This window comes from Carnobacteriaceae bacterium zg-C25 (genome assembly GCA_017945845.1).
In the GTDB taxonomy this organism is placed as follows: domain Bacteria; phylum Bacillota; class Bacilli; order Lactobacillales; family Aerococcaceae; genus WM01.
In genome coordinates this window covers 181,240-204,307 of the sequence record CP072828.1, presented here as the reverse complement: position 1 = coordinate 204,307, position 23,068 = coordinate 181,240, and the positions used below count along the sequence as shown (strand labels likewise).

General features: G+C 36.4%; 22 protein-coding genes. 8 read left to right on the top strand and 14 right to left on the bottom strand.

Going from position 1 to position 23,068, the window contains the following annotated elements; genetic code table 11:
• Window positions 1-6: 6 nt before the first annotated feature.
• The 7 genes from J7S27_01040 to J7S27_01010 form a co-directional block, all read right to left on the bottom strand.
• Window positions 7-1,587 (bottom strand): type I restriction-modification system subunit M, encoded by a 1,581-nt coding sequence (locus J7S27_01040; protein ID QTU83142.1) that lies wholly within the window; start codon window positions 1,585-1,587, stop codon window positions 7-9.
• A gap of 6 nt (window positions 1,588-1,593) precedes the next feature.
• Window positions 1,594-2,484, bottom strand: coding sequence for an ORF6N domain-containing protein (locus J7S27_01035; GenBank protein ID QTU83141.1), 891 nt, complete (start codon window positions 2,482-2,484; stop codon window positions 1,594-1,596).
• A gap of 28 nt (window positions 2,485-2,512) precedes the next feature.
• A complete protein-coding gene (locus J7S27_01030; protein QTU83140.1) occupies window positions 2,513-2,713 on the bottom strand; it encodes a helix-turn-helix transcriptional regulator in 201 nt (66 codons plus the stop codon).
• Between the two features lie 761 nt (window positions 2,714-3,474).
• A complete protein-coding gene (locus tag J7S27_01025; GenBank protein ID QTU83139.1) occupies window positions 3,475-4,332 on the bottom strand; it encodes a DUF4868 domain-containing protein in 858 nt (285 codons plus the stop codon).
• A gap of 1 nt (window position 4,333) precedes the next feature.
• Complete coding sequence (locus J7S27_01020) at window positions 4,334-4,798, bottom strand: hypothetical protein (protein QTU83138.1); 465 nt, start codon at window positions 4,796-4,798, stop codon at window positions 4,334-4,336.
• Between the two features lie 605 nt (window positions 4,799-5,403).
• Entirely contained in the window at window positions 5,404-6,939 is a 1,536-nt protein-coding gene (guaA, locus tag J7S27_01015) for a glutamine-hydrolyzing GMP synthase (protein ID QTU83590.1), read from the bottom strand.
• 163 nt (window positions 6,940-7,102) lie between these two features.
• Window positions 7,103-8,029 (bottom strand): type I pantothenate kinase, encoded by a 927-nt coding sequence (locus J7S27_01010; protein QTU83137.1) that lies wholly within the window; start codon window positions 8,027-8,029, stop codon window positions 7,103-7,105.
• Between the two features lie 99 nt (window positions 8,030-8,128).
• Between J7S27_01010 and mvaD the strand changes: the two genes are divergently transcribed.
• The 5 genes from mvaD (at window position 8,129) to J7S27_00985 (ending at window position 12,123) form a co-directional block, all read left to right on the top strand.
• Window positions 8,129-9,148, top strand: a complete 1,020-nt coding sequence (gene mvaD, locus J7S27_01005; GenBank protein QTU83136.1) for a diphosphomevalonate decarboxylase — start codon at window positions 8,129-8,131, stop codon at window positions 9,146-9,148.
• Window positions 9,145-10,233: a phosphomevalonate kinase gene (locus J7S27_01000; protein QTU83135.1), complete on the top strand. Its 1,089-nt coding sequence runs from the start codon at window positions 9,145-9,147 to the stop codon at window positions 10,231-10,233. The genes mvaD and J7S27_01000 overlap by 4 nt, the downstream gene beginning before the upstream one ends.
• Complete coding sequence (gene fni / locus J7S27_00995) at window positions 10,205-11,266, top strand: type 2 isopentenyl-diphosphate Delta-isomerase (GenBank protein QTU83134.1); 1,062 nt, start codon at window positions 10,205-10,207, stop codon at window positions 11,264-11,266. The genes J7S27_01000 and fni overlap by 29 nt, the downstream gene beginning before the upstream one ends.
• A gap of 134 nt (window positions 11,267-11,400) precedes the next feature.
• The gene (locus J7S27_00990; GenBank protein QTU83133.1) at window positions 11,401-11,937 is read left to right on the top strand and encodes a folate family ECF transporter S component; all 537 of its coding nucleotides are present in this window, start codon (window positions 11,401-11,403) and stop codon (window positions 11,935-11,937) included.
• A gap of 3 nt (window positions 11,938-11,940) precedes the next feature.
• Window positions 11,941-12,123 carry a tautomerase family protein gene (locus J7S27_00985; protein QTU83132.1) on the top strand — a complete coding sequence of 61 codons (183 nt, stop codon included), beginning with the start codon at window positions 11,941-11,943 and terminating at the stop codon, window positions 12,121-12,123.
• Window positions 12,124-12,200: 77 nt separating this feature from the next.
• Here J7S27_00985 and J7S27_00980 read toward each other — a convergent pair whose 3' ends face one another.
• The 6 genes from J7S27_00980 to J7S27_00955 form a co-directional block, all read right to left on the bottom strand.
• Window positions 12,201-13,667 (bottom strand): LCP family protein, encoded by a 1,467-nt coding sequence (locus J7S27_00980; protein QTU83131.1) that lies wholly within the window; start codon window positions 13,665-13,667, stop codon window positions 12,201-12,203.
• A gap of 188 nt (window positions 13,668-13,855) precedes the next feature.
• On the bottom strand, window positions 13,856-14,272 hold the full coding sequence (locus J7S27_00975; GenBank protein QTU83130.1) for a CopY/TcrY family copper transport repressor: 417 nt from the start codon (window positions 14,270-14,272) through the stop codon (window positions 13,856-13,858).
• 7 nt (window positions 14,273-14,279) lie between these two features.
• On the bottom strand, window positions 14,280-16,652 hold the full coding sequence (locus tag J7S27_00970) for a copper-translocating P-type ATPase (protein ID QTU83129.1): 2,373 nt from the start codon (window positions 16,650-16,652) through the stop codon (window positions 14,280-14,282).
• Between the two features lie 28 nt (window positions 16,653-16,680).
• On the bottom strand, window positions 16,681-16,881 hold the full coding sequence (locus J7S27_00965; GenBank protein QTU83128.1) for a heavy-metal-associated domain-containing protein: 201 nt from the start codon (window positions 16,879-16,881) through the stop codon (window positions 16,681-16,683).
• 136 nt (window positions 16,882-17,017) lie between these two features.
• Complete coding sequence (locus J7S27_00960; GenBank protein QTU83127.1) at window positions 17,018-18,058, bottom strand: PTS transporter subunit IIC; 1,041 nt, start codon at window positions 18,056-18,058, stop codon at window positions 17,018-17,020.
• A 14-nt stretch (window positions 18,059-18,072) separates the two neighbouring features.
• Window positions 18,073-19,014 (bottom strand): 2-dehydropantoate 2-reductase, encoded by a 942-nt coding sequence (locus J7S27_00955; GenBank protein QTU83126.1) that lies wholly within the window; start codon window positions 19,012-19,014, stop codon window positions 18,073-18,075.
• A gap of 77 nt (window positions 19,015-19,091) precedes the next feature.
• Between J7S27_00955 and J7S27_00950 the strand changes: the two genes are divergently transcribed.
• Complete coding sequence (locus J7S27_00950) at window positions 19,092-19,973, top strand: LysR family transcriptional regulator (GenBank protein QTU83125.1); 882 nt, start codon at window positions 19,092-19,094, stop codon at window positions 19,971-19,973.
• A 219-nt stretch (window positions 19,974-20,192) separates the two neighbouring features.
• Here the strand turns inward: J7S27_00950 and J7S27_00945 are convergent, their stop codons facing one another.
• Window positions 20,193-20,825 (bottom strand): TIGR01906 family membrane protein, encoded by a 633-nt coding sequence (locus J7S27_00945; GenBank protein ID QTU83124.1) that lies wholly within the window; start codon window positions 20,823-20,825, stop codon window positions 20,193-20,195.
• A 236-nt stretch (window positions 20,826-21,061) separates the two neighbouring features.
• Here J7S27_00945 and J7S27_00940 point away from each other — a divergent pair, with 236 nt between their 5' ends.
• Window positions 21,062-22,408, top strand: a complete 1,347-nt coding sequence (locus J7S27_00940) for a Mur ligase family protein (GenBank protein ID QTU83123.1) — start codon at window positions 21,062-21,064, stop codon at window positions 22,406-22,408.
• Entirely contained in the window at window positions 22,408-23,061 is a 654-nt protein-coding gene (locus J7S27_00935; protein ID QTU83122.1) for an adenosylcobyric acid synthase, read from the top strand. The genes J7S27_00940 and J7S27_00935 overlap by 1 nt, the downstream gene beginning before the upstream one ends.
• Window positions 23,062-23,068: the final 7 nt, after the last annotated feature.

Here is a 23,068-nt window from a genome sequence, read left to right as displayed (position 1 = left end):
ATTCCCTTACTCATCTTCAAGCTCCTTTACTATTTCGTTGATGGAAGCTCTAAGCTTATCTATTTTTTTGACAGTTTCTTCAAGTTCCTTATTCAAAACTTTGATGTCAATTATTTCTCTTGCATCTTCTTTTTCCACATAAGTTGAAACAGATAAGTTATAGTCGTTTTCTTCTATTTCAGTTCTATCTACATATCTAGAAAAATATTCTTTACCACTTCTATTTTTGAACTCATCAACTATTATATTAATATTTTTTTCTTCTAAAATATTGTTATTTGTTTCTTTTTTAAATTCTTTGCTTGCATCGATAAATAGTATTTTATTTTCTGTCTTGTTCTTTGCTATAACTAAAATGCAGGTAGCTATTGATGTTCCAAAGAACAAATTTTCTGGAAGCTGAATAATACAGTCAATAAAATTATTATCTACAAGATATTGTCTGATTGTTTTCTCGGCACCTTTTCTATAAAAAATACCCGGAAAACACACAATAGCCGCTCTACCTTTACTCGAAAGATAAGCTAAGGAGTGCATAATAAAAGCATAGTCAGCATAAGATTTTGGTGCTAATTTACCTGCCGGCGCAAATCTTTCATCGTTGATCAAAGTTGGATCGGCATCTCCCACCCATTTAATTGAATAAGGAGGGTTTGAAACAATCGCATCAAAAGGTTTTTCATCTCTATGTAGAGGATTAATTAGAGTATCTCCTCTTTTAATTGAAAAATTATTATAATTTACATTGTGCAGGAACATATTCATACGGGCCAAGTTAAAGTTGGTCATATTAATTTCTTGACCAAAAAAGCCTTCATCAATGATATGTTCATCAAATTGTTTTTTCATCTGCAAAAGTAAACTTCCACTACCACATGTTGGATCATATACCTTGTTAATACTTGTTTTCCCTTCCATAACAAGTCGTGCTAGAAGCTTTGACACTGTTTGTGGTGTAAAAAACTCTCCACCAGATTTTCCCGCATTACTTGCATAATTTGAAATCAAATACTCGTAGGCATCGCCAAAAGCGTCTATATCATTATCTTGAAAATTTCCAAAATTAATTTCAGCTATTCCTGTTAATATATCTGCCAATCTTTTGTTTTTTTCTGCTACAGTTCCACCTAAACGGTTACTGGTTGTATCCACATCTTCAAACAAACCTTTGATATCATCTTCTGATGCAAATCCTACAGCACTTCCTTCAATAGCTTTAAATATATTTGCTAAATCCGTATTTAAGTTTTCATTGTTTTTAGCTGTTTTAACAACATTTTTAAACAACTGGCTTGGCAATATAAAAAAGCCCTTATCTTCAACAGTATTCGGTCTAAAATCTCGCTCTGCTTCTTCATCAGAGAGTTCAGCATAATCAAATTCTAAGTCACCAGCCTCGCGCTCAGCAGAATTAAAAAATTCAGTAATATTTTCAGAAATAAATCTATAGAACAAAATCCCTAAAATATATTGTTTAAAATCCCATCCATCTACTGCTCCACGAACACTATCAGCAATAGCCCAAATTTTTCTATGCAACTCTGCTCTTTGTGATGTTTCATTGTTACCCTGCGTTAAACTTGTCATTCTTTTTTACCTCACTCTATTCACCAGACTTTGAATCAAATCTGTATCTTCTATCTTTGTAATACCAAAACTTTTCTTCCCTGCATCTTTAATCGATGCGCCTATGTGATACACTTTAGTATCATCTAAAATTAAAAATCTATCGTGGAAATGTGTAGTTGTTTTTACGGTTAGCATTGGATATTGTGCATTAAATTTATTAATATCCTTTGTTGTTAGATTGCCTTTTCCTGAAGTATAAATTTCAATTTCTACTCCGCTATTTTTCTTACATAGAATATTCAAAGTGTTGATATCTACATAGTTATCAATTAATATAATTTTCTTATCGGCTTTTTGAATAATTTCCACAAGAAAACTAAACGCGTCGTATATTTGACCGTCAAAAAATATTTTCTGTTTTACTTCTGTATTTGTTGCAATGTAATGAAATACTTCTTCTAATTTTTTATCTGTTTCAAGTTGCTTTATTTCTACTCGATCCAATCTTGCAAACATTTCTTGATTGGACAACAAAAACTTTCTCATTTCAACAAAGCTATTCATAATTTTGATACTCACATCAACAGCAATATCACTTTTCAACACAGCCGAAAGCATTGCAATGCCTTGTTCTGTGAATACATATGGCATATATCTTCTTCCGCCATAGTTACTCAAATTTGAGGTTCCATTTTGGAATCTCAAGTTTTTATATTCATCTTCGGTTAATTGAAAACAAAAATTATCAGGAAACCTAGTAGCATTTCTTTTCATAGCTTTATTTAAATTACCAGTTGTAACGTGGTATAAAGCAGCTAAATCACTATCCACCATCACTTGTTTTCCTCTAAATGTATAAATCATATTTCTAATATCAACAACATCAGAAATGATTATATTTGATTTATCTTCCATATAAACCTCCTATCATTACAAATACATTCTATTTCACTATATTTATCATATCTCCAAAATCTACATCTAACGCCTTACCAATTTTATAAAGTATTTCCATACTTACAAGTTCTCCACGTCCCATTTTTGCAACGGTAGCCGGAGCAATTCCGACTGTTTCTTTCAATTCTTTTTTATTCATTCCTTTATCTATAAGAATCTTCCATAATCCATTGTAGCTTGCTTTCATCAATATATCCTCCGAATTCATTAATTTGAATTTATACACCTATATTTTATCATGATTTCCAAAAAATAAAATAGCGTTTACAAACAATATCTAAAATAATTCAACTTTCAAGAAAAGTGGTATGTAACAAGAAACAAGGCTTCAGAAAGCATTTATATTTGTATACAATACACCATTAATAATACATATACCTCTGTACTATAAAAAGTTCATACAAAACTGATTGTCATACACAAAAACAACCTAGCAATGACTCACTAGGTTGTTTAATAATAAAATTCAGATTGTATAATTTTGGGACACCAACACCATTTAACATAGAACCTAGGTCGTATATTTTATAGTGATAGTGGGTAATACTAATGTATCGTTAAATGCTATATTTTTATCCTCAATCGATAATAATCGGTGTATACTAGATGCATAGGTCATGATAATTCCCCTGTGATTGGTTTTGGCGCTTTAATTAAACGGAAATATCTGACCTTTTTGTATACAGAATTTAAAAGGTGTTGATAGCTTCCTTTTGGAAGCCACCAACACCAAATATTATAGAACCCATATTTGTCTCTTTAATTCTATATTAGTGTCTTTTCAGTTTCTATTTTCAGCTATTTTTACACCTTTTTTGTGGTTTTAGAGTTTTTAGTATCAAAACAGTATCAATAGTGATACTATATTCATCCACACACAGCAACATAATAACCATTCAGATAATATAAAAGCGAAACAATTTTTATGATTTTAAATTTGTATTTCTACTATCTCAACGATCTTTTTGAATTAGTCAAATACACATCATCAGATAGCCTTCCCTTATATATTTCATCTGCTAAATATGACAGCAACTCTTTTTGAGCTTTTAAATCAGCTGGAAATACGATTTTATTTTCTTCATTTGTTTCAAATTGCAATCCTAAATTATTAGCCTCCTGAAGTATATAATCTGTCGTATTTTTTTCTAAAACCCCTGTATCTAGTATATAAGCAATTTTTTTCCTCGTCCAATTGTTACTAGCATTCACTAACGAATCTAAATCGTCAACATAAAAACAATTATTTTGGCAAAAATCCCTAATATCATCATCCGTAGCTTGCCTATAATATTTATTTAAATTAAATATTTGATTTGCCCAGTAATATGACTTGAAATATAAAGTTCCATTCTCATAATATGCATCAATACTATCAGTAATAACCACTCCTGGTTTTTGAGTAGAAATAAATGTGTCATTGCTCCAAAATAAAGTAATTCTTCCACCCAACAATAATTGTCTTTTCTGTGTCCTTTGAAAAACAATTTTCTCATTTTCACCATCATCACTTAGCGTTAAAAAAACAGCTCGAATATTTAGTTCATCTCCATCATTTGCAACTAATTTATCTACTCCCAATGGATTATTTATCGCTTCTTGTATTTCATCAGATAAATCAAAGTTTTCAATTTTTAAAATTTCATCTTCATCAGGCTTATACGAGCCATCAAATATAATCGAATTTGATTTATATCTTTCTGTATCTATATTTAGAAGTTCTTCAACGCCAACTAGAGTATCAGTTGTTGTTTCTATTACTTTAACAGATGTTTTATCACTATCCAATGTAAATATATTATCCACTTTATACCTCCATAACATAATATTCGAACAGCCTTACAACTCTACTTAAAGAGTTTCTGTTTCTTAATTCCTTTTTAGTAATCAACGTCATATCAACTCCTTGTTCTGTTTCAATTGAATAAATTTTATATCTTCCTAATATCTCCAATATAGGATTATTAACAGTTTTTTGGCTCAAAATCAGCAACACTATACCAATAAAAACAAGTATCCAATTATTCACAGTAAAATTTTTTCCAAAGTAACTTTCTACAAATGGCACAAAATAAGTTATATATACAGCTAATAGCCAACTTTCTTTATCTTGACTTATATTTAAAATATTAATTTTTTTAGTAACCATCTGTTTCTTTGCAGCATTTAGTATAACAAACTGAGCAATTACTAATACCAAAGATATAATAATTGCTGATAAACCTATTATTATATTGTTCTCTATAAAAACTTTACTTATACCAATGGTCAAAACAAAAGGTGTCAAAATAGAGGTATTAAAAACAACATGTATAAACTTATTAAAGATATTATCACCCCCTAGTTATTTATTGCACGCTTTAACAATTATACTGCTACCCATCATAAAATAAGCATTTGAAAGGTTCATTTGTACGTATTCTGTATTTTTATCGTTTTTACGCGTGCTTTTCAGGAAAAATACCTCAAAAGCACTTCAAGCCTATGAATTTTAATCACTTATCATTAGATAATCTTTACTACTTTAAAATACTCTAAAGGCACTTATACATAACTATGCAACCCGCTTAGTCCCCTGGTAATAGCAAGTATGCTAATACAAATAGTACCTCAGCAATAATTAGAAAGATATTTAATTTGATATATTTATTGTCCCTACTCGTGTCCCAATTCACCATTCCCACTATTTTCGCAAAAGCCTCCCACCAAAATAATGGAAGTCTTTAAAGAATTCACCTAAATTCAAGAACTCCCTTTTGAACCTACTTTTTCAACTTTTTAGTATCAAAACAGTATCATTTAGAGAATTTTACTTAATCAAAATCGCTGAATCCATGTATTTTCAAGCCTTTTATAACAGTATCATATTTGCTTCTGTCATTCCCACTCTATCGTTGCTGGGGGTTTGCTCGTGATGTCGTAGACGACGCGGTTGACGTGGGCGACTTCGTTGACGATGCGCGTACTGATTTTTTGCAACACTTCCCACGGTAGTTTGGCAAATTCGCTAGTCATGCCGTCAATACTTGTGACCGCACGTATACCGATGGTATAGTCATACGTTCTGCCATCTCCCATGACGCCGACGCTACGGATGCCGGGTAGTACGGTGAAATATTGCCACACATCTCGTTCCAATCCGTTGTTTGCAATTTCTTCACGTAAGATGGCGTCACTTTCACGTACAATTTCTAATTTTTCTTCGGTAATTTCACCCAGCACGCGAATGCCCAATCCAGGTCCTGGGAATGGTTGGCGCCACACAATGCTGTCCGGCATACCAAGTGCCGTTCCTAGCGCACGTACTTCATCTTTGAAGAGTGTGTTTAACGGCTCAATTAATTCAAATTGCATGTCTTCGGGTAAACCGCCGACATTGTGATGCGATTTGATGGTCTGTGCTGTTTTCGTGCCACTTTCGATAATATCCGTATATAATGTGCCTTGCGCCAAGAAATCAACACCTTTTAATTTTGCCGCTTCATCATCAAAAACGTATACAAACTCGTTTCCAATAATTTTACGTTTTTCTTCGGGGTCGCTTACCCCTTTTAACTTGTCTAAAAAGCGGTCTTTGGCATCAACACGAATAATATTCAACCCAAATTTTCCGCCTAGCATTTCCATGACTTGATTGCCTTCGTTTTTACGCAATAAACCGTGATCGACAAAAATACACGTCAATTGGTCTCCGATGGCTTTTTGAAGCAAGACACCCACGACGGACGAATCCACTCCACCCGATAAGCCGAGCAACACTTTGCGATTGCCAACACGTTCACGAATTTTTGCGATTTCCATATCAATGAAGTTTTGCATTGACCAGTTTGCGCTTGCTTTACAAATATTGAACACAAAGTTTTTTAACATTTCATTGCCATGTACAGAATGTCTCACTTCTGGATGAAATTGAACACCGTAAATTTGGCGTTCTTTATTTTCAAACGCGGCAAAAGGGCAATTTGGATTTTCGGCAGTAACGACAAACCCTTCTGGAATGGACGTAATACGGTCCCCATGACTCATTAATACGTCTTCACTTTCGCTTAGTCCTTCAAACAAGCCGTCGCCGACATTGTGGATACGAATACCCGCTACACCGTACTCTCGATGTGTCGTTGCAGGTTCCACCACCCCACCGAGTAGATGTGTTGTTAACTGCATGCCGTAGCAAATGCCTAAAATCGGTAAACCCAAATCGAAAATTTCGGGATCGACGCTAAATGAGCCTTCTGCATAGACACTATGTGGCCCACCTGAAAAAATAATGCCGACAACATTACCCATTTCTTGAATGTCACGTGCAGTTGTCTCATTGGAAAGCAGCTCACTATAGACACCGAACTCACGAATGCGGCGTGTGATGAGCTGATTATATTGCGAACCGTAATCTAAAACTACAATTTTTTCCATTGTTTGTACTGTCATACTTTACTCCTGTTTCATTATATTATCGTTAAACATAGCTTGTTTTTTCTATCAAAAAGCACGCTGACATACGTCATGTGTAGAGCGCATCCTATTTTTTGGTCAACGCATATCACACCGTCCGTACGTTATAAAACACGCATAATCATTACACTTTTTTGAGCATCACATACTCCATCAAGTGACGGTCCCCTTTGTATAAAATAATATCGGCTTGATGACGCGTCGGTAGAATATACTCCATTAAGTTACGATAATTTATCGTCTCCCACACATCTCTTGCCATTGCCATGGCTTCCTCTTTATCCCCAATCGCATAGTCGTAATAAAAATTAGTTGGGTCGTCTTTGGCCAATTCCATTAACAGTTCAAATCGCTCTAAAAACCAGCGTTGAATATTTTCGGGATCGGCATCAACGTAAATTGAAAAATCGTAAATATTTGTCATGTACACATCTTTACTATCTTTCAGTTGCAACACGTTAATGCCTTCAATGATTAACACGTCTGGTCGATCAATGACTTGGTATTCGTTTGCCACCACGTCATAAATATCGTGTGAATATACCGGCGCTTTCACTTTTTCAACACCACTTTTGACATCTTGTAAAAACGTCTTTAGCGCAATCATGTCGTAACTTTCCGGGAACCCTTTACGATCCAACAAGCCTTTACTTTCTAATATGTGATTCGGATATAAAAACCCGTCCGTTGTCATTAAATCAATCGTTTTTTCCGGGTAGCGTTGTTGTAACATTGTTTGAATTAAGCGGGCTGTTGTTGATTTACCAACCGCAACACTTCCTGAAATACCGATAATAAATGGCCGCTTTTCAGTGTATTGCTCAGAAAATTCCATATGTGTTGCATGCTTCATGTCATGCAACCGCCAATATAACTGTATAAAATTTAATAATGGTACATAAATGTCTACAACATCGTCTAAATCGATGCGGTCATTGAGTGACGTCAATTTTTTCAAATCGGCTACGGTTAATTGTAAGTCATATTCACCAATGAGCTCACTCCATTTTTTTCGGTCAATTTTATCGTAAGTATTCATGCTATTCTCCAATCGTACGACTATTGTACCATGTTTAATAAAAAAAAAGAAAAAGAGAATGCACCTTTTTAACTTTTCATGTAAAATAATAACTAGACATGAGGAGGTTATATGAAAGGTATTGCACGAGCGCATACAAATATTGCGTTAATTAAATATTGGGGGAAAGCAGACGAAGCACTATTTTTACCGATGAATAGTAGCCTATCTCTTACTTTAGATGCATTTTATACAGATACCAAAGTCGTATTTGATCCTACACTAACAGCCGATAGTTTTTATTTAAACGGTATCAAGGAAGACGCAAGCGATATTACACGCTTTTTAAACTTATTCCGCGAAACGATGAATGAACCATTATTTGCACGTGTAGACAGTTACAACTTTGTTCCAACCGCTGCAGGTTTAGCATCTAGTGCATCAGCCTACGCAGCTTTAGCGCATGCAGTCAATGTTGCATTAGACTTAAACTTGGATATGCAGACCCTTTCCACATACGCTAGACGTGGTAGTGGATCGGCAACACGCAGTATTTTTGGCGGTTTCACACAATGGGAAAAAGGTGTTGATAACAACACTTCAAAAGCGATTTTTATCGATGATGCATCTTGGGATATTGGTATGGTGATTATTGTCGTTAATAGTGCCAAAAAAGCCATCTCATCACGTGAAGGCATGAAAAAAACCGTTAATACATCGCCGTTTTACCCAGCGTGGCAATCGAGTGCTGCTGTTGACTTAGAAAATATGAAAACAGCGATTCAAACACGCAATTTCCAAACGCTAGGTGAAATTACCGAATTTAACGGCATGAAAATGCACGCAACGATGTTAGGTACAAATCCACCGATTTGCTATTTTGAGCCCAATAGTATACTCGCCCAACAACACGTGCGTTTACTGCGTGAAAAAGGCATTCCCGCTTATTTCACAATGGACGCTGGGCCAAACGTAAAAGTATTATGTCGTGCAAGTGATATGGATAAAATTATGTCGCACTTATCCAACGTGTTTCCAAAAGAACAGCTAATTGCTTCACTACCCGGTAAAGGGGTACAAACTTTATCACAAAGTGAGTTCGACGAAAGTGTCGCTAAATTTTCAGCGCAAACAAGAAAGGAGACCGTATGAAAATCGGAACGTCGTTTCATGCGAAAGCTCCCGGAAAATTATTTATCGCTGGTGAATATGCCGTCACACAACCCGGACACCTAGCCGTTATTTCTAGTGTGTCGCGCTATTTGAATGTTGAATTAATCGTGAGTGATTTCAACGAAATTTACTCCGATCAACTTAAAGATGGCTGCTTGGAATGGGCACGTGAATGTGGGGCACTCGTTCCACTAGGTCAAAATCCGTTTCCCATCATTACAAAAACGATTGAAACGGTCGAATGGTACATGAGTGAATTAAATCGAACACCAATTAATTTTGAATTACATGTTACATCGCAACTAGATGCAGAAAACGGCACGAAATATGGCTTAGGCTCAAGCGGGGCTGTGAGTGTAGCGACGATAAAAGTCATGTTAGACGCATACGCGATTGCCTATACACCGCTATTGGTCTATCAGCTAGCTGTTATTACACAACTTCGTTTAAATAGTAATGGCTCATTTGGCGATATTGCCGCAAGTAGTTTTGACACTTTAATCGCCTATAGTAGCGTTGATAAATTATGGTTACGTCAAACATTAGAAAATCAGTCTTTAATTGACGTCTTAAATCAAGAATGGAAAGATTTAATCATTGAACCACTAGTGTTACCAAATGATACCGCCTTTTTAGTCGGTTGGACGGGAAAAAGTGCCAGTACACAACAACTCGTTGATGACATCAAAAAAGCACATCTCAACCAAGCGTCTTGGCAGACGTTTTTAGCGCAATCTAACGTGTGTGTCAATCAATTCATTGAAGCGTTAAAAGCTAGTGATATTTTGGGTATAAAAAATGCCCTAAACATCAATCGTCAATTGCTTCAATCTTTGTCACAACACATTGAAACACCACAATTACAACGTTTAATTACCGTTGCAAATGCTCATGGGTTTATCGCAAAAGCATCAGGCGCTGGTGGCGGAGATTGTGGCATTGCGTTCATTCAAAAAGGCGATAATATTTCTGCTTTATTAAAGGATTGGAAATTAAACGATATTACACCACTACTTGTTATAGGAGGACAATTACATGACGAATGTATTACATTCAACACGTAAAGACGATCACGTCACACACGCGTTATCTCAATACAACACTCATTCAACGTCTGATTTAGAACAGACACGTTTTGTCCACCATGCATTAAGCGACATTTCGGTTGACGATATTTCTTTAAGTACCGAATTGGATACATTACAGTTATCACTACCGTTTTTTATTAATGCGATGACAGGTGGTAGCGAGCAAACGCATCACATCAACGAACAACTCGCCATTGTTGCTAACGAAACGGGGATGGCAATGGCAACGGGTTCAATTAGCGTGGCATTGAATCATCCAGAAACGGCACAGTCGTTTAAGGTGGTTCGCCAACACAATCCAAACGGTATTATTTTTGCCAACTTGGGCGCGCATCACAATTTGGAAAACGCTAAACGGGCGGTAGATTTACTACAAGCCGATGCACTTCAATTACATTTAAATACGCCACAGGAAATCGTCATGCCCGAAGGTGATCGCACCTTTTCAGGCTGGTTACAAAATATTGAAAATATCACTAGCCATTTAAACGTTCCTGTTATCGTCAAAGAAGTGGGTTTTGGCATGAGTCAACAAACTGTTCAGCAACTTGAAAATGTGGGCGTTCGTATTATTGACGTTGCCGGTCGTGGTGGTACAAACTTTGTGTCAATTGAAGACGCTCGTCGTCAAGATTACTCACTTTCAATGTTAACCAACTGGGGACAAACAACATTAGAAAGTCTTTTGGAAGCAACAAACGTTCGACAAAACGCGCATCTTATTGCTTCAGGTGGCATTAAAAATGTTATGGACATTGCTAAATGTCTATCACTTGGTGCAAATGCAGTCGGTTTATCTGGACATTTTTTACATATGGTGACGCACTACGGTGTAGATGAAACCATTAAACATGTACATGACATGCAAGAACAATTGAAAGCAGTCATGACAATTTTAGGACGATCGAATATCGCCGCTTTACAACACCACCCTATCGTTTTAGCAAGTAGTGCTAAAGAGTGGTGCCAAGCGCGTGGCATTGATTATTTACAATTTTCAAGACGCTAAGAGCGTCATAGAGTAGGCAAAACGTGTTAAGTGCTAAAAAATGGAATGTTGTTTTTAGACGAAAAAGAATTTTGCAGTGTTTTGCCGCATTCGCTACAATTTTGTAGCACTAATTTGATTTAGGAGTGTATACAATGAAAAAATTTAATACAAAGCAGTTAGTTTTTGCTGCATTATTAGTAACATTAAATGTTATTTTACAAGGACCGTTATTTAAATTTGATTTTGGTGGTATTGTTCAAGTCGGTTGGTCATTTATCCCAAGCGCATTGATCGGGGTTGTTTTTGGTCCGGTGTTCGGTTTTATTGCCGGAGCGCTTGCTGATGTCATTTCGTTTTTCTTATTCCCAAGTGGATATCCATTCTTTATTGGTTATACACTAAGTTCTGCTTTAGGACCTATGCTTTACGGTTTATTTTTGTACCGCAAAAAAATTACGATTCCTCGTATTTTCTTAAGCGTTCTATTCATTACAATCTTTGTCAACTTAGGGTTGGGTACATTATGGGTTTCTGTAATGCGCGGTAAAAGCTTTATCGCTTTATTACCTGTGCGCTTATACAAAAACGCACTTAGCCTATTTTTAAATACAGCTATTTTGGCATCAATCTTATCAACACCACTCATTACATCAATGATTAAAAAATATCAGGTACATAAAGGGGAATAATTTATGCCATTTGTCCATTTAGAAATGTTAGAAGGTCGTACATTCGAGCAAAAAAAAGCACTTGTTGAAGAATTGACCGCTGTCATTTCAAAACATACTGGTGCTCCAACTGAAGCCATTCATATTATTTTACGTGACATTCCACGTGGTGATGGTTTAGCACAAGGTGGAAAATTTAGAGACTAACATCAAAAGCGCAAGCGAGAATATCGCTTGCGCTTTTTCGGTTATCCCGTCAACCCTAAACATTAACCTTATCAATGTTATGGTTGCAACACGTTTTTAATATTTTCTCTTAATGTGTTCAAACTATTTTGATCGACTTCACCCATTGGCAATGAGACACCCGGTAAAACCGCACTTTGCACATCTGGATGCATTTTTACTTGTAACGTTTGAACGTTTACTTGTTGATCAAACAACACATTCATTAATGCCATCAATCGTTTAAACGGCAAATTGGTTTGAACAGCACTTTGAAGTTGTTCGATATAACTGTCCGCATGCATCAATACATCGAATGATGCCAATCTTTTCAATACTTCACTTAAAATTGCTAACTGATGTTGTTCTCTTTTTGATGTCCCATCTACAACGACTTCCTCGCGCATGTATCCCAACGCTTGTTTAGCGTTTAACGTTAATTGACCGACTTGGAACGTATACCCGCCATATGACGTTGAAAATTCTGTATCGTTATGCACACTAATTGCACCAAGACGTTCAATAATTTGGGCTAATTTTTCTAAATGGATTCGCACATAGTATTGAATAGATGTATCGTATAACATTTCGCTCGTTTTTAATGCGTTATCTACACCAAATATAAAATCATTGGCTATTTTATCCATATTTAAATTTGGTGTGCCATAGATTTGAACAAATGCACTTGACGGCGTTTGTGTCACTAACGCTCTATTCTTTTGCGTATTGGCACTCACCACTAAAGACACGTCACTACGCCCTAAGCTCGTAATCGGCAAATACGAATCGACAGCACTCACCAACACATTAAATGATGGTGCTTCATGATTCGGTTTAACTTGCGTTGGTGACGGAACATTTAAATCGTACACACTCTTTACCGTAGCGCTATACGTTGGCACCACCTTTTCTAACACACTTGCGTACGCACTATTCATGGCGATACTACGAATGCTCTCGCTTTCTAGCATTTTATAAGCCGATAAATACGAATCCGTTTGAAACAACCCGACTTTTAAATGCATATTGGTTTGAATATCATCCGCCAATGTTTTTACTTTTTCGTTATCCTGTTGTGTTGGTGCGGCGATATTTTCATTACCGACTTGTTGAATGGTAACGATAGAACTATTTTTAGGCACTAAAACACTCATTGTTGTCACTAACGGCGTTTGATTGTGCTGCATTTTATCATAGACTGTCACAACATGATACCCGCGGTATAACAACACCCCAAAAATCAATAATCCAGTGATATTTAAAATAAATGCACCCCATTTGAAACGCTTGGTGATCATTAAAACTAAAATGATGACACCTAACAGTGCAGAAACGGTGTAAATGATGTAATTTAGCCACGCAAATTGCAACGCTTGAAAATAGGCGACAAAAAAACAGGTTGTTGCAACGCATAACAGTAACAACACCCATAAAAACCAATTCAAACGAGATAATCGTGAATATTTGCGTCTTTCCACTGTAAATTTTTGTCTTTTCATACGACTACGTTGTTTTCTTGATTCCATAATAATCCCTTCTCCACTCTCTTTTTCCATTATACAAGTTTCAAATAAACAACACAATAAAAGGCAACATTTTTCACAATAAATGTCGCCTTTATTAATGTTTATATTTCACGTTTCAAAACAGCGTTTTTTGTATCATGATGTTTATCTAGGGTTAATGGGCTAACCTTTTTGAGTTAATACACGCATTAAACGTGACACGTACATTGACCTTTTGCACAACAGCACGTTACGGTTTCATCAAGCGTATCCAATCGTTTGGTCAATAATGCAATCATGTGTTGAGCGTCTGATTTGGAAAGTACGGCATCAGATAATAGGCGTTCAAATAGTTCGCCGTGTTTTGTGGTACAAACTAGCGCCAATAATTCTTGTTGCTTTTGTAAAATCACATCCATCTCATCAATACAAGCACGATACACAAACTCACGTTGCTGTTTTTCGTGCGTTAAATACCCTTTTTTGACGAGGCGTGAGAGTAAGGTTTTTATGGTAGACATGGACCACTCAAACTCTTTTGACAGTAGGGTATGTACTTGTGTGGCGGTGACGGTCTTATTTGTCCATACGGTGCGCATCACTTGCCATTCTGCTGTTGAAATCATAACTACCTCAATCTATCTTTTTCCAATTTAATCGTAACGCATTAACAACGACACTGACGGAACTAAAACTCATGGCTAATCCGGCAAACATTGGATTCAGCACGACTGGATAAAAGAGCCCCATCGCTAGCGGTATCCCAATAACGTTGTAAGCAAACGCCCAAAATAAATTGGTTTTAATCGTTCGCATCGTCATTTTAGATAAAGTAATGGCAGACACGACGTCCATGACATCACTATGCATCAACACCACATCACTTGTTTCCATTGCCACTTGCGTGCCACTACCAATCGATATACCAACTGATGCGACGGCTAATGCTGGTGCATCATTTACACCATCACCGACCATGGCTACAACGCTAGTTTCTTCAAGTTGTTTCACGACATTGGCTTTATCTTGTGGCAATACGTCAGAAATGACTGTATCAATTCCCACTGCTTTAGCAATGGTACGTGCTGTTTTTTCATTATCTCCTGTCAGCATCACAACATCAATGTTTAACCGTTTTAAAGCAGATACGGCTTTTTTACTTGTCGGTTTAATGGCATCAGAAATAACAAGTAACCCAATAATTGACTGTTCGTCCATCACAAGCAATGGCGTTTTACCGTTTTGCGCCACTTCACGTGCTTTTAAGACATATTCATGCGTTAAAATGCCTTCGCCTAAATGGTCATACCCCATTTTTTCATTGCCAATCATTAGTATTTTTCCGTCTATTGTACCGCATACGCCACGTCCTTCAATCGCTTCAAATCGCTCAACAGAAAGTCGCTCACCTTCATAAAAATTGACAATTGCTTGTGCTAACGGGTGATTCGAATAACTTTCAATGCTCGCAATTTTTTGAAGTAACGTTTCATCAGCACTTAAATACTCCGTTACAACAGGTTTCCCGTAAGTGACGGTTCCCGTCTTATCTAAAACGACCGTATTGACATGATGTAATTTTTCTAGTGCTGGTGCGTTTTTCACTAAAATACCACGTTTGGCACCGACTCCTGTTGCCACCATAATCGCGGTTGGTGTGGCTAATCCGAGTGCACATGGACACGCAATGATTAAAACGGCAACCGCACTATTTAAAGCAAACGCAACACTTTGCCCAACAAGTAACCAACCAATTAACGTTAAAACGGCAAGCACAAGCACTACGGGAACAAAATACCCCGAAATAACATCGGCTAACTTGGCGATAGGCGCTTTTTCACTTTGCGCACGTTCAACGAACTGAATGATTTGCGAAAGGGTTGTTTCTTTTCCGACATGCGTCACGGTGTAGTCAACCGAACCATTTTGCACTAACGTTGCTCCGATGATTTGATCATCGATACTTTTTGTCACGGGCATACTTTCTCCCGTTAAAAAACTTTCGTCAATTTGTGCCGTCCCACTTAAAATGACACCGTCTAACGCAACGGCTTCACCGGCTTTAGCACGCAACACATCTCCGACTTTAATAATGGCTACGGGCACTTCGCGTGTTTGTCCGTTTTCTACTTTTACGGCAGTTTTAGGCGACAATTCGACAAGCGCTTGTATGGCTCCAGTTGTTTTTTGTTTGGCGGTATGTTCGAAATATTTGCCTAACGTCACAAGTGTTAAAATGACCGCACCAGACTCAATGTAAAAGTCGATATGATGTCCGGCAAATAACACCACCAACGCGTAAAATCCTTGAGCGAACGCCGTTAACGTCCCAATCGCAACTAGAGAATCCATGTTAGCTTGTCCGTTGAAGAGTCGTTTAAAGCCATTTGTATAATAGTGGCGGTTGACCCACATAATTGGTAACGACAATAACGTTTGTACAAGCCCCATTGTAAAGTGATTGTCTAAAAATGACGGCATGGGCGCATTGAAAAAGTGGCTTCCCATTGCTAAATATAGTAACGGTATGACAAAAATTAACGAAATGATTAAACGGTTGCGCAATCGATGATCAACAACTTTTTCGACTTGAGTGGTATCCACAACAGAATATCCCGTTTGTTCAACGATTTGTGCAATAGCCGACACGGTTACGGTATCGTCGTGCTTTACAAATAACGTTTCCGTTGCAAAATTAACGACAACTTCCAAAACGCCTTTTTGTTGCGCTACCGCTTTTTCAATAGAACGGGCACAGTTGGCACAACTCATCCCACTGATTTTTAACAATGTTTCTTGGGTCGGTAAATCGGCTGTATACCCGGCGTTTGTAACACTTGCGTAAACGTCCTCTAAAACGCTATCTTCACTAACGTCTACATACATTGTTTGTGTCGCTAAATTGACATGCACTTGTTTCACTCCGTCAACTTTTTCTACGGCCTTTTCAATAGAATGCGCACAATTTGCGCAACTCATTCCACTTATTTTTAACGTATACTCCATAGTTTCCTTTCCTAATTCATCACAAGCGTTATGATTTCACATCATACCCTATATCATTTAAACAATTTTTAATTTGTGTTAAATCAAACAGTTCATTGGTATGAATGGTTGCTGTTTGTTGTTGTAAATCCATTTCAACTGGTGATTTTGTAAGTGTTTCTAACGCTTTTTGGACACGTGCAGCACAATGCGCGCAACTCATTCCTGTAATTTGTACGATTTGTCTCATTTCAAACTCTCCTTTTTTATAAAGTTTACAGTTGTAGACGTAAATTGTCAAATGTATTGTTTGCCCAATTTTCAAACACAAAAAACGTCTTAAACAAGCTTTCGCTTATTTAAGACGTTAACCCATAGCGTATTGATTATCCTTGGAATTTAAAGACAACAGATGAATCGTATAATTTCAATATTTTTTCAAATACAATTTGAGTGGCAATGGCACTAACAAATGGCACAACAAACCAACAAATTGCTACTAAGGCAATGTTTAATCCGGCATCTAATGACGCTAATGGCCCAACTAAACCAACTAAACCAAACCCAGCTGAAGATGGTACACCACTAATTGAAAATAGCGCAACTGGAATAGCAGATACAATGGCTGTTGTTAAACAAGGCACTAAAATGATTGGATATTTAAACAAGTTTGGCATCATCATTTTCATCGCCCCTAAAGCAATAGCTAATGTTACCCCACCTTTATTAACACGTAATGAATGGATGACTAAAACGGCTGTTGTTGCAGCGATACCCATTGCGGCTGCACCGGCAGATACACCATTTAATTGAATGGCTAAACCGATTGCTACGGTTGATATTGGTGAAATGATGATAAAGGCGAAAGAACATCCAATTAAAATAGACATGATAATTGGTTGGAACGTTGTAAATGTGTTAATAATGTTTCCGATAGTGGCTGTAAATTTAGCAACAAACGGCAATAACATTAACCCAATAAATGATACCCCACAACCAACGACAATTGGTAAGGCAACAATGGATACAGAGCCAAATTTATCTTGTACCCACAACAATACCACAACAGCAATACCGGCAGCTAACATGGTATTGATTAAATCACCTGTACCGGCGCCGACATATTTACCTAATGATGCATCGAATTTCACGACACCTGATGATACAAAGCTGACACCTGCTACAACCATTGTTTGTAGCGGTTTAAATTTAAATTGCAAACCAATTAAAGCACCAATAATAAGTGGTGTAGCCAATTGGAAGATGACAGCAATTTGAATCACTTGTGCTGCAATCGTGTTACTACTAAAATATTTTAAAATCGCAGATAAAACGGCATTTGGAATTAAACCAATAATTACCCCTAACGCTGTTCCTGCAAGTAATCGGTTAAAAAAATCTTTACCTGATATTTTTTCTGTATTCATGACGGTTTTCTCCTTTATTTAGCCTCTAATACAACTTCTTTAGCGTGAATGAGTTGTGTAATCAATTGGCAATATGGTGTAGGCACGCCGTATTTTTGTCCTTTACTTACAATCGCTCCATTGATACAGTCAATTTCTGTTAAACGGTGATTTTTCACTAAATCTTGATGCATTGATGGGTAGTGTAGTCCAATTGTTTCACGATTGTAACAAGCTGTTTCGATATAATTTACAGTTTCTTCAACTGGTAAATCAACATTTTCATGTTTAGCCACTTTTGAAAATTCACTGACAATACCCATTAACATGTCGTGTGCTGTTGCGGTTTCACCTAATTGCGCCATATTACATTCTAATAATGTACATAAGCTATTCATTGTTCCGTTCACACATGCTTTTTTATAAATAGCAAAGCGAATATTTTCAGAATACTCTGCATTTAATTGGGCATCTGATAACACTTTACAAATATCTTTGGCAACAGTGGCATCTCCACCGTGCAATTCTTGTAATGCAATAGATCCGTTACCAAACAATTTAGCACGACCTGGTCCTTCCATGCCGGCTGTCCACATTGTGTTTCCAATTAGAATGCGTTCACGTTTCACATATTTTTCAATGATTTCTTCATGTCCAATACCGTTTAACAAACATAAAACGTTTGTTTCTGGTGTGATAACACTTTGAATGCTCTTTAACATGCCGTCTAACTGCATTGCTTTTGTAAATAAAATAATTAAATCGGCACGTAATGATGCATCCACCTCATCTTTTAAATACGCTTTTAATGGCACCGTTTTTTCTTCTCCATTAAAATTCGCTTTTAATCCATGTGCGTTAATCGTATCAACATGTTCTTTCCATCCATCTACTAAAACCACTTCGTTATTCGCTTCGTGCAACATTAAACCAAAGCGCATTCCCATCGCTCCTGCACCTGCAATAATAATTTTCATTATCTATTCCTCCTGTTTTATGTTATTATTTTCACATACAATGTGAATAAAAATGCCTATTTTTTAAAGGAGACCTCATGGATATTAAACAATTACACTACTTTATTGAAATTTTTGAATCTGGTGGTTTTTCAAAAGCATCGCGTAATTTATTTTTGACACAACCAACATTATCTGCAGCCATGAAAAAATTGGAATCGGAATGCAACACTAAACTGTTCCATTTTCAAAATAATAAAATTGTGCTTACCCAAGCGGGCCAATTTTTGTATCAGCGTAGTAAAACACTTGTAGAAGAATTTCAGCAATTGACACTGGATATGCAACAATTTCAGCATATCGACCATGAAAAAATCACTGTAGGTCTACCCACTTTATTCGCCATGCAATTTATGCCTGTTTTTTCAAAATTTATGTTAGATCACCCTAACGTTGACTTAACGTTAACACAAGGGGGATCAAAAAATTTACAAGCACAGTTGGCTAGTGGTGAAATTGATATTGGCATTTTATCGTTCCCAAAATATGAAGATAGCATTACCATCGATCCTTTTAAAAGTGAGCGTGGTTATACACCTTGTATCGTTGCTCCAGCGAATCACCCTATTGCTAAAAATAATAGCTTATCCTTTAATGATTTAAAAAATGAACAGTTTTCATCTTTTTCACAACGCTTTATTTTAGGTCGCTATTTAAAAAAACGTGCCAAAGAATGTCAGTTTACACCAAAAATTATTTATACCGATGACAACTGGGAAGTTTTATTATCGAGTGTCAATCAGTTAAATAGTGTTTGCTTAATGGCAAAAGAATATCAAGACTATTACAACAACAATGATTTAAAATGGATTCCGATAGAAAATGATTCTATCCACATTCCCATTGGTGTGGCGTATAGACAAAATTATCCTTATTCACAAAATATTTCACTACTCATTCAAACGTTACGAGCGCTCTAGTAACATTTGAATTTACACTTATACTATACACCTTATGTTAATTTTTTCACAATATTGCTTTTTTATACTGGGTATAGATTTTGCCTATACCTTTATCAAACAACAGACAAATAACCGGACTGCTTATTTCAGCAATCCGGTTATTTTTTGCTAGGTTAAATAAAGTTTGCCATCAACCTTAAAAATGATGTAGCCGTTTATTTTCATCAATCTACATTTTTAACGGTACAACTGTTTTTCTTCATAACGGGCATATTGCCACCACACGATAAAACACAATTCCATAATCGCAAAAATCAATACGGCACAACTCAAGAAAAACGATTCTGGTAATACGTGAATAATCGGGTCTGTTGACGGATCAAACAACCAATCGTTGTTGCCAAATGCCACTTGATGAAAAACAACAAACCAATAATTAAAACTTGTCGCAATAAGGATCACTACCGCTACTGGTAAAAAGGTAATGATTTTTCCAATTTGGGCGAACACTTGCCAGCGCTGTTGTTTGGCGATATAACGCAATGCGCCTATCGATGCGACAACACCACCTAAAAAAACAACGTTATTCAATAAAAATAAATTTTTCACTTCGTAAAAATGAAACGCGCCACTTGGGGACGTTGGAATGTCGCTCATTTTCAATACGGATACGAATGGATTTAACAAATAATTTAATAGTTCATCATAATTATGCACGACTTGATCGTGTGTTAATCCAAGTAAGTATTGTGTGTCAATTGCTTGTAGTTGCCATGTAAATAACGGTTTAAACACCATGGTCATAAAAATGGCACCCGTCATAATCGTTAAAATAAGAATAATACTGGCTAAAATATCTCTTTTTTTCATATTACACACCCGAAATCATTTGCACTGCAACATTTTTATCAATGTCATCTTGTTGATGTTTCTGAAGTAATTTTGTCATAAAAACCTCCACACGACTCTGTTCACATTTTACCCTAAACCTAGATTAACGACAAATGATATCTTGTTGAGAGAATTTTAAATTTCTTTAAAACGAAAGCGATGATTCGCTTTTTGTGTTATAATAGCAAAGAATCTTACAAAGTAAGGAGAACATAATGTCTATTAAAAGTCATTTAGCTATTTGGGCAGGAAAAAGTTGTTTAGCCGCTTTAAAATTACTCAAACGTAATGGTGGAAGTTTGCCCGGTAAAATTGCTTTACAAATTGACGAAAACGCTTTACGTACGTTAGCTAAAAATTATAAAACGGTCATTATTACGGGGACAAACGGTAAAACGTTGACAACTGCTTTAACCGTACAAGCGTTAAAACAAATTAATCCAAATGTGTTAACAAATTCAACCGGTTCAAATATGACACAAGGGATTACATCTGCTTTTTTAGGTCATCGCACAACAAAAAACGAAAAACCGTTAGCTGTTCTTGAAATTGACGAAGCGTATTTGCAATACATGGTTGAAGCATTAAACCCTAAAGCTATCGTCACAACCAATATTTTCCGTGATCAAATGGATCGATTTGGTGAAATTTACACTATTTATCAAAAAATTTTAGACGGTATTCGCTTAGCGCCTAATGCAACGGTTATTGCCAATGGAGATGCTCCCATTTTCAATAGTGTGACGTTACCGAATAAACAAGTGTATTTTGGGTTTGATCATGTCGATGATGGCGATTTAGCGGCACACTACAATACAGACGGCATTTTATGTCCGCATTGCCAAAAAATTATTCGTTACAAACATAACGTCTATGCCAATTTAGGCAAATACTATTGCCCACATTGCGCCTTTAAACGTCCCGATTTAAAACACGCTGTAACGGCTTTACAAAAACTATCACTTGAACGTTCTCAATTTCAAATTGATCATGTCGATTTTGATTTACCCGTTGCTGGATTATATAACATTTACAACGCTTTAGCGGCATATAGCGTTGCTCGTGAATTCGGATTAGCACCACAAGCTATTGCGGAAAGTTTTTCTAAAATGCCACGCGTATTTGGCCGACAAGAAATTGTACATGTTGAAGATAAACACGTTCTCATCAATTTGATTAAAAATCCAGTTGGTTTAAATCAAGTATTAGACTTATTGAAATTACAAGATACACCATGTTCTGTTATCGCCGTTTTAAACGATAATTACGCTGACGGACAAGATGTGAGTTGGATTTGGGACGGTCAATTTGAAGATTTAACACAACTCAATATTCAACAAATCGGAGCTGGCGGAGCACGCTTAAATGAAATGGCGGTACGTTTAGAAGTGGCTGGATTTGATCCTAAAGACATTATCCACGCACGTTCCATTCAAGATGTGCTAACCTTTATTAAAAATGCACCGACAAAACAGGTCTATGTTTTAGCAACTTATACCGCTATGCTATCTATTCGCAAAGCACTACTTTCTGAAGGCTATGTGAAAGGAGAAATGAACTAATGACAAAAACCATTCGCATTTGCCATCTATACGGTAACTTATTAAACACGTATGGAGATAACGGAAATTTATTAATGTTGCAACATTGCGCTAAACATCAAGGTTACAACGTCGAAACAACGATTGTCTCATTGGACGAACCGTTTGATCCTAATCAATTTGATTTGGTTTTTTGTGGCGGTGGTCAAGATTATGAGCAACTCATCGTGTCACGTGATATTCAAGAAAAACGTGACCATTTAATTCAATTCATTGAAAACAATGGTGTAGTTGTTGCCATTTGTGGTGGATTTCAATTATTGGGTCACTACTACATTGGTGCAAACGGCGAAAAAATTCAAGGTATTGGTGCATTAAACCATTACACCTTATCACAGGACAACAATCGCTATATTGGTGATATTGAAATTTTAGATGAAGAAACCGGCATGACTTATGTCGGATATGAAAACCATAACGGTCGAACATTTTTACAAGACGGCATGCAACCATTAGGTAAAGTTATTTCTGGTTATGGTAATAATAATGAAGATAAAACAGAAGGGGCACGCTATAAAAATGTATTTTGTAGCTATTTCCACGGTCCACTATTAGTGCGCAACCGTCATTTAGCAGAACATATTATTGATTTAGTTGTCTCGCAAAAACAGTAAGGAGTTA